General features: G+C 41.1%; 11 protein-coding genes (1 of these 11 cut by a window edge). 10 read left to right on the plus strand and 1 reads right to left on the minus strand.

Annotated elements, in window-relative coordinates; all coding sequences use genetic code 11:
* The 8 genes from recN to FHG67_RS11820 all read left to right on the plus strand — a co-directional run.
* Positions 1-1072 carry the 3' portion of a DNA repair protein RecN gene (gene recN, locus FHG67_RS11785; RefSeq protein WP_004498448.1) on the plus strand. It extends 635 nt beyond the left edge of the window, so 1072 of the gene's 1707 nt are visible here — the last part of the coding sequence; its start codon lies beyond the left edge, outside the window; its stop codon occupies positions 1070-1072.
* A gap of 112 nt (positions 1073-1184) precedes the next feature.
* Positions 1185-1790, plus strand: a complete 606-nt coding sequence (locus FHG67_RS11790; RefSeq protein WP_004496219.1) for a MotA/TolQ/ExbB proton channel family protein — start codon at positions 1185-1187, stop codon at positions 1788-1790.
* 2 nt (positions 1791-1792) lie between these two features.
* A complete protein-coding gene (locus FHG67_RS11795; RefSeq protein ID WP_004498473.1) occupies positions 1793-2242 on the plus strand; it encodes an ExbD/TolR family protein in 450 nt (149 codons plus the stop codon).
* Between the two features lie 61 nt (positions 2243-2303).
* On the plus strand, positions 2304-5192 hold the full coding sequence (locus FHG67_RS11800) for a BamA/OMP85 family outer membrane protein (RefSeq protein WP_085988569.1): 2889 nt from the start codon (positions 2304-2306) through the stop codon (positions 5190-5192).
* A complete protein-coding gene (locus tag FHG67_RS11805; protein ID WP_004498457.1) occupies positions 5189-7381 on the plus strand; it encodes an ATP-dependent helicase in 2193 nt (730 codons plus the stop codon). The genes FHG67_RS11800 and FHG67_RS11805 overlap by 4 nt, the downstream gene beginning before the upstream one ends.
* Before the next feature lie 59 nt (positions 7382-7440).
* Entirely contained in the window at positions 7441-7872 is a 432-nt protein-coding gene (locus FHG67_RS11810; protein WP_002614598.1) for an LIC11625 family surface-exposed protein, read from the plus strand.
* Positions 7873-7881: 9 nt separating this feature from the next.
* Complete coding sequence (locus FHG67_RS11815; RefSeq protein ID WP_004496194.1) at positions 7882-8727, plus strand: 3'(2'),5'-bisphosphate nucleotidase CysQ; 846 nt, start codon at positions 7882-7884, stop codon at positions 8725-8727.
* A gap of 20 nt (positions 8728-8747) precedes the next feature.
* A complete protein-coding gene (locus FHG67_RS11820) occupies positions 8748-9914 on the plus strand; it encodes a glycosyltransferase family 4 protein (RefSeq protein WP_036060728.1) in 1167 nt (388 codons plus the stop codon).
* Between the two features lie 71 nt (positions 9915-9985).
* On the opposite strand, the gene FHG67_RS11825 is transcribed toward FHG67_RS11820, so the two are convergent.
* The gene (locus FHG67_RS11825; RefSeq protein ID WP_004503283.1) at positions 9986-10414 is read right to left on the minus strand and encodes a hypothetical protein; all 429 of its coding nucleotides are present in this window, start codon (positions 10412-10414) and stop codon (positions 9986-9988) included.
* 87 nt (positions 10415-10501) lie between these two features.
* On the opposite strand from FHG67_RS11825, the gene FHG67_RS11830 reads away from it, so the two are divergent.
* On the plus strand, positions 10502-10999 hold the full coding sequence (locus tag FHG67_RS11830) for a TlpA disulfide reductase family protein (RefSeq protein ID WP_004496214.1): 498 nt from the start codon (positions 10502-10504) through the stop codon (positions 10997-10999).
* A gap of 164 nt (positions 11000-11163) precedes the next feature.
* Positions 11164-13209 (plus strand): AMP-dependent synthetase/ligase, encoded by a 2046-nt coding sequence (locus FHG67_RS11835; protein WP_004501349.1) that lies wholly within the window; start codon positions 11164-11166, stop codon positions 13207-13209.
* Positions 13210-13218: the final 9 nt, after the last annotated feature.

The following is a 13218-nucleotide window of genomic DNA, read 5'->3' on the forward strand; positions in this document are numbered from 1 at the left end:
CCAAGAGGAAAATCTTTTGGCTCATGGAGAACTTCTTGCGGAGAATTATGAAATTCTATCTTCGTATCTTGCGGACAGTGAATCCGCCATTCTTCCTTCTTTTCCGAGATTTCTAAACGCGGGAGAAAAGATCAAATCGATTCAACCCGATTTCTCAAAGACCTTGGATTCTTTGCAGGAAATTTATATTCAACTTAAAGAGATCAATTCATCCATTTTGGACGAAAAAGAGGAGATTTTCTTTTCTCCAGATAGACTTCAATTCGTTCAGTCTCGTTTGGATTTGATTTCCAAAATGAAAAAAAAATATGGTTCCGATTTGACTGCGATTCTGGATTGCAAAAGCAAAGCAGAACAAGAATTGGAAGCAATGGAGGAAAATTCGAAGAACAAAGAATCGATGCAAGTTGAAATCGAGAAGGTGACTTCTAGACTTGCCTCTCTTTCGATTCAACTTTCCAAAGCGAGAAGGGAATCTCTCATTCGTTTTGAATCTTCCCTCAAGTCCGAATTAGAACAGCTCGGAATGCCAGGGGCCGCGGTTCAAGTCGTACTTCGTTGGGAACCGAGTCCGGAAGGAGAAGTATCGGCTTCGGGTAAAAGTTATATCGTAAACGAGTCGGGACTTGATCAGCTCGAATTTTATTTCAGTCCGAATCCGGGCGAAAAGCCGAGACCGCTTCGTAAGATCGCCTCCGGCGGGGAGGTGTCTCGAGTAATGCTTGCAATTCGTTCTATTTTGGGTAGACAGGCCAATTTACGGGTTTTGATCTTCGATGAGATTGATTCCGGTTTAGGCGGAGAAATTGCAATGGATGTGGCTCGAAAACTCAGAAATTTGGCGGAAAATCACCAATTGATTTTGATCACACACTTACAACAGATTGCGTCCGCAGCAAACGATCATCTGAAAGTTACGAAGTCTGTAGAGGGAGGACGGACGTTTTCAAAAACGGAGTTTTTGAGTTTAGAGGAGAGAACTTTGGAACTTGCAAGAATGATCTCAGGTCAGAAAGTGTCGAAAGGCGCTCTAGAACACGCTAAAGAACTGTTGAAGAAACAGGCGGTTTAGGATACAGATTTCCCAATTTCGAATCCCCACAAAAAGGAGGTACGCGAATTAGAAAACTGTTTGGCAGCTACAGTAGAGTTTTAAACTCTACTCATGGGAGAATTTTACTGAAATGTTTTTAGCCAAATCCGATTCTCTAATTTCTGCAATTCCTCCGGAGTCTGTACCGATTGTTATTGTTTTAGTTTCCATCATCGGTTTTACGATCATTATTGAAAGACTGATCTATTTTTCTAAGTGGAAACCGATTACTCTCGATGACTGGCGTTCTCTCAAAGAATTATTTCGCCAAAAAAATTGGAATACAGCGATCGATTATCTTAAAGGTATGAACAACGGGCCCTCTGTTCTCGTTCTTCAAGCAGGTATCGAATCTTCGCTTAAAAATCTAGAAGCGGCAGAAGAGGAAATGCTCTCTGCAGGTTTTGCACAGATTCTGAAAATGGAAAGATTTCTTTCCGGACTCGGGACTATCGCGACAATTTCTCCTCTTCTTGGTGTTCTTGGGACAGTACTTGGGATCATTCGTTCCTTCGAGGAAGGTTCTGGAACGAGAGGAGCCGAGGTAGGAATCAGCGAAGCTTTGATTACGACCGCGATGGGACTTGCGATTGCGATTCCTGCCTATGTTGCCTATAACTATTTTCAAAAGAAAAAAGAAGATACGATTGCCGAAATGGAAAATCTTTCCGGCCAAGCTCTTAAATATCTGAAATAAATATGAAGTTCAGAAAGTTTCGATCTTCCGCAAGCAAAACAGGGCAAATCGAATTAGCTCCTTTGATAGATGTGATTTCTTTTATCGTTATTTATTTTTTGATGAACGCGACTTTGGAAAAATCAACGGTCATGAAAATCGAGCTTCCTCGATCTTCTTCGACCGCCCAAGAAAAGAAAAAAGACGAACTTGTGATTACGGTCAATAAAGACGGTAAGACTTTCTTAGACAAGGATACCGATCCGGTTCCATTGGAAAAGCTGGCGGAAAAAATCAATGTTTTCCTTGGTCCTTTGGAGAAAAGGGAACCGGGCAAAAATCGGGTTATCATCCGAGGAGACGGAACTGCAAGTTATCAGACCGTGATTAAAGTAATCGATAAGGTAAATGAGGCAGGAGTAAGTAAGTTTAACCTAGCGATGGTAAGACAAACTGGTTCCGGAGAAAAATAAATTCCGATTTTGGACGGTTTTGGTTCTAGTTGCAAATATCTAGGTGGCTTTAGTTTTTACTTTGAAACGAATATTATCCCCAACTTTAAAAGGATCTGTGCTTGTGATTCTTTTAGGACTTTTATTCTATTCAGGTGAGCTGACTCAAATTCTTTCCAAACGAAACGACTTTTTGGGGAAAGTCATCAAAGAAGTTAAATTCAAAGGAAATAAAAATACTCCCGATAGCGATCTCGAATCGATGATCGAGATAAAAATCGGTAAAACTCTTACCAAAAAAATTCTGGATCGGGATCTAAAGAATCTTTTCAACTCCGGCTTTTTTTATTTCGTCGATATTCAAGCAGAAGAAGTTTCGGATGGAATTCGTATCATCTTTGACCTCAAAGAAAGGCCGCGAGTAAAAGAAATAGAGTTTGTTGGCGCGGATGAGGTTTTTCCGGCAGATCTCAGAGATAAACTTCCTCTCAAAGATAACGAAGTAATCACACCCCAAAAGATCGCTAAGTCGAGAGATTTGATTCTTCAGAAATACAGAGACGAAGGATTTTTTCTCGCTTATGTAAAAGTGGAATTGGGAAAACCAGATTCGAAAACGAATTTGGTTCGAGTTCGTTTTGTCATCGACGAAGGGGAAGAAATCCCCGTCTCCAAAATCAACGTTTACGGTAATGAATCCATCGAGACTTCGGAGATTCTTTCTGTTATAGAAATGAAAGAGGAAGGGGTTTTCGAAGGCGGTAATTTCAAGGAATCTTCCTTTGAAAAAGATAAGGATACCATCGTCGCTTATCTCAAAAGTAAAGGTTATCTTGACGCCGAATTGATTCGGGAAGGAACCAATTGGGAGATCCATTGGGAAAACCCGGAAAAAAAAGATAGAAGAGTTATCATCGTAAACATAAAAATCTCCGAAGGTCAGATTTATTTCTTCAACGGCTATACTGTAAACCATGATACGTCTTTGGATGGAGAAGGAAGACCCCTCTTTTTGAATAAAGAGAAGAATCCTCCGGAAACTGCAAAGGACGAATTGAAACCTCTTTTTCCTCCCAAAGAAATCGAAAAAAGTTTGGATTACAGCGACGGGGACGTAGGAGCAATTTTTGATGAAACTCGTTTTATGCGGGATCGGGGGACTGTGAACGAAATGTACAGTTCGAGAGGTTATCTCTTCGCGCAGGTGATTCCTCGTAGAAAGGTGATTTCTCTCGATCGTGAGAATTTAGAATACTACGAAAATTGTTACAGCCGTAAATCCGAGGAAGAAAGAAAAATCTGTGAAAACGAATATTCCCAACTTCATATCAAACGATTGAGACAACTCTACAATACCAAACCCGAGTTACACGGTAAAAAATTCGTTCATGTGGATTTTAATATTCGAGAAAACAATCTCGCCTATGTGGAAAACGTTATCATCAAAGGAAATAAAAAAACCCAGGATCGTGTAATTCGAAGAGAACTTCTTTTCAAACAGGGGGATCTGTTCAACTCCATTCTAGTCAATCGTTCTCGGGAAAGAATTTATAACCTGGGTTACTTCAAAGAAGTTAACTTTAACATGAGACCGGGTTCGGACCAGACGAAAATGAATCTGATCATCGAAGTTCTTGAACAACCTACGGGAACGGTTTCTATGGGCGGCGGTTACGGCACAATCACCGGATTTTCCATCTTTACTGAGGTCGGTGAAAATAATCTAAATGGAACGGGTCAAAAAATTTCTGGACGTCTCGAATTCGGTCCGTTCCGAAGACTCTTTCAGATAACTTGGACGGAACCTTGGCTTTATAATAAACCTTGGTCTCTTTCTCTTTCTCTTTTTTATTCCTCTAGAATTTATAACGTAGGCGCCGTCTCAATTACGGAGAATAACAACCAACAGTCAATCAAGGAACAGGCTATTTATTCTAGAGACGGGGTCGGTTTTACCGTCGGGATCGGTCACAGGATTTTTATCAACTGGACTCATTTTCACAGATATTCCCCAAGTATCTACGCTTCCACAAATCCGTCTTCTCTTGTATCAGATCAAGTTCTTGCGGAAGTTCGTAGAGGCTGGCAATTCCGTTCTCAGGTTTCGAATGGAATCGCGTATGACATTCGAGATAACGTTTTTAACCCTACACAGGGCTATGACTTGCTTTTTCAGATGGACAACGTTGGGCAAGCATTAGGTGGCCAATCCCATTTCGATCAATATAGGGTTCTTGCGGAATACTATCATACTTGGTTTGATTATAGTTTTTTTGGACTCTTTAGAAACAACGCACTCAAACGATGGAGAGTCGTACAAGAATTTAGAAGCTCCTCTCTTTTTACATACCAAAGGGTTCCGTATTACGGTAAACAGGATCCGATTCAAAGGCCATACATTCAGTTGCAAGACTTACAGTTCTTAGGCGGTTATGAGTCTCTTCGCGGTTGGTTTTATAACGACGCAAAATACCCTACCGAATGGAGAGACGGGGCTGCGACCAGGATGCTTTTTAGCTCCGAACTTCGCTTTCCGATCGAACCCACCTTACTCTGGTTAGTTGCTTTTTTCGACGCAGGAGCCTTGTATGAGGAAGTCAATCGAGCGACCGGAGTCAGAAGGGATCTGTTTACAACCTACGACCAAAGAGTCAGAGAAGCTCAATTAAAGGATCCCATGGGATATGCTCTTTCAAATCACTACAATCTAAACGCCCTTCGAAAAGCAGATTATACTTACGAAGAACTCAACAATCCTGCCAACCTAGTACTTTCCGGAAATAATATCGCTTTGGACAAATTCCGGTTTTCCTGGGGAATCGGTCTCAGAATTCAGATTCCGGTTCTTCCTCTGCGAATTTATTTTGCTCAGAAACTGAAATATTCTGGAGTTCCGGATCATCCTTTTACGAAATTTGAATCCGATAATGCATTTCAGTTTGTGTTTGGAATCGGAGATTATAGATTTTGACCTCTTCTTTTCTTATAGGTCTGAACGAAGAACAAAAAAAAGCCGTTTTGCAGATAACCGGCCCAGTACTCATCTTGGCGGGCGCAGGCTCGGGTAAAACCAGGGTTATCACTCATAGGATCGCAAATCTTCTCGTCAATCACGGAATCGATCGAATCTGCGCGTTGACCTTCACGAATAAGGCCGCCGCGGAGATGGTCGAACGAGTAAAAAACTTAGTTCCTTTCTTTCCGGCAAATCTTCAGATTAAAACATTCCATTCTCTTTGTCTTTATATCCTCAGAAGAGAAGCGTTTTTTTTCGGATTCGACAGTGCGTTTACCGTTTACGATACGACTCTTCAAGAGTCCCTTCTCAAACAAGTCGTAAAAGATCTTTCCTTGGATCCTAAATTTTACAAACCTTCTATGCTCGGAAATTATATCAGTAGCTTGAAAGATAAGATGTTGTCTCCCGAGGCTTATCTGGAAAAGGAAGGACGCACCGATTTTTCCAAGACCGTATCCGCAATTTACAAAGAATACGAAAAGAGAAAAGACGCGAACCGTGCTTTCGATTTCGGAGATCTCATCTGGAAAACTGTACAACTCTTTCACAAATCCCCGGATGCAATCGCCAAATACCGTCATAAATGGGAATATGTGATGGTAGACGAATATCAGGATACAAACAAAGTACAATACCAGTTGGTGCTTCTTCTCGCGGGTGAAAAAAGAAATCTTTGTGTTGTCGGCGACGACGATCAATCCATTTATTCCTGGAGAGGGGCCGATATCGGAAACATTCTGAATTTCGAAAAGGACTTTCCTGAATCCACTGTCATCAAACTAGAGGAGAATTATCGTTCTTCGTCGAATATCATTCTTGCGGCTTCAAAAGTGATTTCGAACAACACTCAGAGAAAACAAAAAGAAATATTCACGAATAATCCCGAAGGCTCTCCGATCGTGTTGAACGAATTTGAAAACGAATCCGAGGAGGCTCACGGAGTGATTACCAGAATCCGTTCCGCATATTCCTACGGAACGGAATATAAGAATATTGCAATATTCTATAGAACAAATTCTCAGTCCAGATATTTTGAGGAAGCGCTTCGGAATCTGGGAATCCCGTATAAAATTTTCGGGGGTTTCCGATTTTTTGACAGGGCGGAGATCAAGGATTTTATCGCTTATCTGAGTGTGGTTTCCAATCCTCTCGACAGCGTTTCGCTTCTTCGAATTGTCAACCATCCTCCGAGAGGAATCGGCGATTCCGGAATCGACAAGATCCGTGAATTTTCTCTGGAAAAAGGAATTTCTCTTTTGGAAGCCTTGGGTCAAGAAGATATTCCTCTCAAAAAAGCGGCGAAGTCCAAAGGGAGAGAACTCTATAATTTATTCGGCGATCTGATTGAAAAAGCAGAAAAGAACTCTTCTCCTTCCGAAATCGCATTAGAACTTTTGAATCGTTCTGGTCTCATGTCCCATTTAAAGGAAGAAGGTACGGAAGAATCAATCGCCCGTCTAGAAAACCTTCAGGAACTTGTCAATTCGATCGAGGAATACGAAAAAAATTCCGATTCTCCCTCCTTGGAAGAATATTTGAATCAGATCAGCTTAATTACAAGCGAGGAAGAATCGAAAGAGCTTGCCGATTACGTGAATCTCATGACGGTGCATAACGCAAAAGGTTTGGAATTTAAGATCGTCTTTCTTTCGGGGTTGGAAGAAGGTACATTTCCTCACAGTATGAGCTTGGAAGATTCTCACTTTGGAGACGAAGAAGAAAGAAGACTTTTTTACGTCGCTCTTACGCGTGCTCGGGAACAATTGTTTCTGAGTTATTGTAGGACTTCCAGAAAATTTGGTAAGGTAGAGGACAGAATTCCTTCTCGATTTTTATCGGAAGTTCCAAGAGAATGTTTCGGAGAACGCATAAGTCGGGAACGTACTGCGAGAAGACCTCAGGGACCACCCTTGGCTTCTAAGACTCGGCCAGTCGAAGAAAAATTTACTACAGGCCTTTCATCCACACCGGATCCTGCTAATCTCTATTTAAAACCGGGAGACCGGGTAAAACACAAACAATTCGGAATCGGGACGATTCAAACAGTTTCGGGAAAAGAAAAAAATACGAAAGTTTCTATTCGCTTCGGAAACGTTGAAAAGAATTTTTTTGTTGCTTATACCCCGCTTGAGAAATTATAAGAAAGGGCTAAGTTTGCCCGTTCTAAAATCCGATATTAATATCGGAAATAGGAAACCAGATGAAGAAAATACTCGCAATCTCTCTTTTACTCCTCATAGCTTTTGTCGGCCTTCAAGCGGGAAAATCACAAGGTGTTGTGGAAGAATTCAACAAAGTAGAAGAATTTAATAAGAACGTGAAACTTTCGGACGCAACAAAAAAAGCGACTCTGGAAAAGAATCTTCTTTCTGCGGTAAAATATACGCTCCACCATAGATATCTTGAATACAAAGAAATCACGAAGGATCTGAATGCGGATACGATGCTTTATGAACCTCAAAAAGGAACGTATACGGTTTACGTAAAATTCAAAAAATATCTTTTCTTTTACAGCTTCAAAATGGATCCCGAAATCTATCTCCAAACCCCTGAAAACGAAGTGTTTTATCTTCGTCCCGAAAATTTAGACGACCCTCATAAGGAAAACACCGCTAATCCAGGCGGAAAGTAATTTTCTTTTTTGGATTCGATTCAGTATCTTCAGCCCGCCGTAAACTCCGTTCTGGAAGCGGGCAAAATCGTATTAGAAATCTATCATTCGGATTTTAAGGTTAAAGATAAGGGAAAAAACGATCCAGTCACCGAGGCAGATCTAAAAGCCGGGGCTCATATTTCCAGAAATTTACATTTTTCGAATATTCCGATTCTTTCTGAAGAAGATTCGGAAAAAAAGGATATCTCCAAATTTGCCGCGGCTTGGATTTTGGATCCGATCGACGGGACCCGCGAATTCGTGCATAAAAATCCGGAGTTTGCGATCAGTTTGGGACTTTCCGTCAGAGGCAAAGCGGTCCTCGGAATCATTTTCAATCCGGTTACCCGCGAATTGATCTATGGAGCGGAGAATTTAGGCGTTGTTTATCAGAAGTTGGAAGAGATGCCCAATTCGTTTTCTATTGAATCTCAGAATTTTACAAAAATATTAAGTAATTTCAAGCCTACAAACAAAATTCTCATTTCTAGAACCGAAGAAAAAGAAGGACTTTTCTTTTCCTCTATGGCTCCTGTCGGTTGGGAGTTTTCAGCGATTGGTTCGATCGCGTATAAGCTCGGTTTGGTGGCGGCGGGAAAAGCGTCCCTTTCGATTTCCCTAAAGCCGAAAAATGACTGGGATATCTGCGCGGGAATCGCTCTCGTAAATGCATCGGGAGGTTCTGACTTGGAAATTCGATCCGGTAAGCCCTATAAGTTTCAGACAGTGGGTGGAAGAGGGGATGGGCTTATAGCGGGACATACTCCGTCTCTCATACAGATTTGGGAAAATTCTAAATCGCGTTTTCAATCGGGCCTAAAAGACTATGATTGATTTCTTTTTTTAGCGGAATTATGAAAAAAAAAGAATATTCAAAAAATATAATTCATACAATTAGAATCGGCGTAGATGCCAGGCCTTTTTCTACTCCCGTTTCCGGTGTGGGCAAGATGATTCACAGCGTTTTGTTCGACTTGGGGAAGGATACGAGCTTTGAGTTCTATCTTTTCTCCCACAAAGATATTCATCCGAGTTACGCAAATCTTTTGGATCTTCCCGGAATTCGTTTTGTCAAAGGAGAAGGTTTTTTTTCCAAAAGAGGAGGACTTTATTTTGCGATTGCTCTTCCGTTACAGTTGAGAAAAATGCGACTCGATCTTTTTTGGGGAACCCAACAGGTATTTCCCCCTTTTCTTTCTAGAAAGACCGCAACCATTCTCACCTACAACGATCTGGTTGCGTATCGTTTTCCAAATACGATGAGAACTCTCGCGAGAATTCAGCAAAAATTTTATCTTGCCCGTTCCATCAAACGTGCGGACAAACTACTTCCTATTTCCGAATCCACACGAAACGAAGTAGCTGAATTCTTTCATGTCCCTTTAGAAAAGATGCAAGTCGTTTATCCCGGAATCGAGCTTTCCGAATTCAAAGGCCTGCTCAAGAAAAAGCCGGGCTACAGAGTAGATTCTCTTCCTAAGAAATTTTTCCTTTCGGTTTCGACCGTCGAACCCAGAAAAAATTATCAATTTTTGTATAATGCTTATGTTGAATATTCAAAATTCGTAAAATTGAATCGCAGGCTCTCCTGGGTAATCGGCGGAAAAGCCGGTTGGGAAGATCCTAAATTTATTGAAACTCTTCGAAGTCCGGAAAGCAGAGCCTTGGGCATCATTTGGATTGAAAGTCCGACCGATGTGGAGCTTGCTCACATGTACGAGAGGTGTGTTTTGTTCTTATTTTCTTCTTTGTATGAAGGATTCGGAATTCCACTTTTGGAGGCATTGAGTCTTCAAAAACCCGCGATCGTCACGGATCTTTCCGTCTTTCGAGAAATCGGCGGGGATAAAATTCAATATTTAAAACTAGAAGAAAAACTTTGGACTCTGGCGCTTTTGAATTTTTCTAAAAAGCCGTATTTGGGTAAGAAAGTGGACATTCGAAAATTCTATCGAAGCGCCGCCGCAAAAACAGTTTCGGATCAAATTCGAGAAGTTTTAAAATCAAAGAATCTGGTTTAAACTCGTTGCAGGGAAAATGTAGGAACTCCCACAAAACTCAAGGTCACTGTAAAACAATTCTACGGTTGATTTCACGATAAACCTAAAAACCATTTTTTCCAGCCATCCAGCCGGGTAAGGGTTCCTGAAAATTCCAAACCGATTTTAGAATCGATCTGGAGATGGATTCTTTTTCGATCTAAAGGCTGAAGTTTTACGAAAAATCCTTCTTCTCCATTCTCAAAGTGGAAATAATCCGGGAAAAACTCAAGCTTACGTCTTTCTTTTGAATTTGTTTCGGTTAGGTTTATTGAAAAAGATTTCGAATTTTTTTTTCCTTCGAGTAAAATCAACAGTCGACCCTGTTTAAATTCCAATTTTGCCTTTCGATCTGTTTCCGAAAAATACGGTTCCTTTTGTGCAGGTGTGGAAATCAATCCAAAACCATAAAATCGATCGTTCTTCAAATAAGATAGAAATTCTTCAGGACCTGAGAAGTAATTGTAAAAGATTGGATTCACTGGAGTGATCCTAATTTGAAGTGAACGATTGTGTTGGAAAGATTTTTTCCTTTTACTTGAATCAGGTTTTTTAATAGGATGGGGATCATGCGGAGTTTTCGTCCGATTTTATTATTCATTTTCTTTCTGGGATTCGCCTGTAATTTTACCAAGGAAGAATCAATCCTCTATCAACTTTCCCTATACGACTTGGACGGACACCCGTCATCCCTTAAGGAATATAAAGGAAAAGTTTTACTTTTAGATGTTTGGGCTTCTTGGTGTGAGCCTTGTAAAGACGCGGTTCCGGTTTTAGAAAAACTTTCGAAAGATCTACAGGGAAAGAATGGTGTTCTTTTGGGAATCAACACCGAGCCGGAACTTTCCAAAGAGGAACACTTGAAAGCCGCGAAGGAATTCGGGATGACTTACCCGTTCTTTGTGGATCGGGATTTTACTTTCATCAATCAGTATAAAGTGGAAGGGCAACCCGCGTTGATTGTTTTTAGTCCATCGGGAACTCTCTTGAAAATTCAGTACGGCATCCGAGAAAAAGATTATCCGAAACTCAGAGCAAATTTTTCGAATTGGTTCTCCGCGCCATAAGCATTACATAACAAAGTAAATAAAATAGAAACTCCCGGAGAGCAATTTTGAAAAAAAGGTTTCTTTCTTAGGTTCCCTATTTACTCTTGAATCCTTGTCAACAGGATCTTTGTCGAAATTCCTAAGTTGTAATAACGAAAGATACCAGGAGTTAAATTAGTTTGATGGCGGAAAATTTAGCGCAACTGTTTCGCGAATCCTCGGAAAAATATCGGGATCTACCGGCTTTTTTTTCCAAGGATTCTAAGAAGAATTATTACCCAATGACGTATTCTCAATTGTACGAGCAAGGAATTCAACTTGCAGAAGCTTTGATTGAATTAGGCGTTCAGCAGAGACAAAGAGTAGGTTTGTTTGCTGACAACCGGATCGAATGGATCATAGCGGATTACGGCGTGATTCTTACGGGCGCTGCGGATGTTCCGCGTGGAACCGATATTACTGATTCTGAAATTGTTTATATTCTCAATCATTCGGAAGTGGAAGTTGTTTTTATCGAAAACGATAAGATGCTCGAAAAATTCAACAGAAATAAGTCTCAGCTGACTAACGTAAAAACTTTGATCATGATGGATCCGATGAGCGCTTCTCCGGGCGTATTGAAGATGCAGGATCTAATTGAAAAAGGTAAAAAGCTTCGGGCAGGCGGATCCAAAAAGGCGGAAGATAGAATTTCCGCAATCGATTCGGAAGACCTTTTCACGTTGATTTATACGTCCGGAACTACCGGACTTCCCAAAGGTGTAATGTTGAAACATTCCAACATGATGCATCAAATAAAATACGTAAGTCCTATGTTGGATATCAATTCGGAAGCTCGTCTTCTTTCCATTCTTCCGATTTGGCACGTGTTCGAAAGGGTTGTGGAGTATGTTTGTATCGGACTCGGAGCCGCTACGTATTATACGAATGTAAGAGATCTTCGTCAGGATTTGGCTACCGTAAAGCCTACGTTTATGGGTTCCGCTCCTAGACTCTGGGAAAACATCTACAACGGAATTTATACCCGGATCAACGATCCGGCTCAGACTCCGGCCTTTCGCAGAGGTCTTTTTAGACTCGCGTATTTCTTTTCCAGAAAGAAAAATCAAGCGCTCCGTTTTTTGAAAGGAATCGAAGTGGATTACACAGGAAGAAATCCGATCGGGTCTTTCTTTTACGGAATTCTAATGTTCGTTCAGTTTCTTTTAACGGGGCCATTCACTCTCACCGTTTTTGCAGGTGTATTAGGTGTTTATTTCGCGGGGACTGAATTGTATTATCTGACTTCTTTTCTCTACGTCATAGCGGGTTTGGCGTTTCTTCTAAATAGTTTTACGTTGGACAAAATCGTTCTTGCTAAGATTAGAGCAGCTACGGGCGGTCAATTAAAGGCGTCTATATCCGGAGGGGGGGCTCTTCCCAGGCACGTGGATGAATTTTTCGGTAACATTGGAATCAACGTTTTAGAAGGTTACGGTATGACCGAAACTTCTCCCGTGATTTCCGTAAGGACTTTTGAAAAACTCATCATCGGTTCCGTGGGTGTGATCGCTCCCAAAACGAAACTTCAGATCCGTAACGACAATAATGCGGTGTTGACCGAGATGGACGAAAACGGAAAAATTACTCAGGGAAAACTCGGATTGAAAGGGGTTGTTTTCGTCAAAGGGCCTCAAGTCATGAAAGGTTATTTCAAAAACGAGGAAGCCACTTCTAAAGCGATAACCGATGGCTGGATGAATACTGGAGATATGGGAATGATCAACTTCAAGAAAACCCTGACTCTCACCGGTCGCGCGAAGGATACGGTAGTTCTTCTTGGAGGGGAAAATGTGGAACCGGTGCCGATCGAAAATAAGCTACAGGAATCCACTTACATCAGTCAATGTATGGTGATCGGACAAGATCAGAAAAACTTAGGTGCGATCGTGGTTCCGGATTTCGAAAAACTCCAGGAGTGGGCGCAAGAAAATGGAATCAGCGAAACAAACAAGGATAAATTGATCGAAAATCCGAAGGTCTACGATCTATACAGAAAAGAGATTAAAGCCTTGAACAACACCAAAAACGGATTCAAATCCTTCGAGCAGGTGACTCCTTTTATACTGATCTCTAAACCTTTCGAAGTTGGCGACGAACTTAACAATATGATGAAGATGAAACGTCATGTGATCACCGAAAAATACGGCGACAAAATCAAGAAAATCTATTCTACAAATCAGGATTAGAATTTTCTA

Origin of the sequence: Leptospira weilii (genome assembly GCF_006874765.1) — a bacterium.
GTDB lineage: Bacteria > Spirochaetota > Leptospiria > Leptospirales > Leptospiraceae > Leptospira > Leptospira weilii.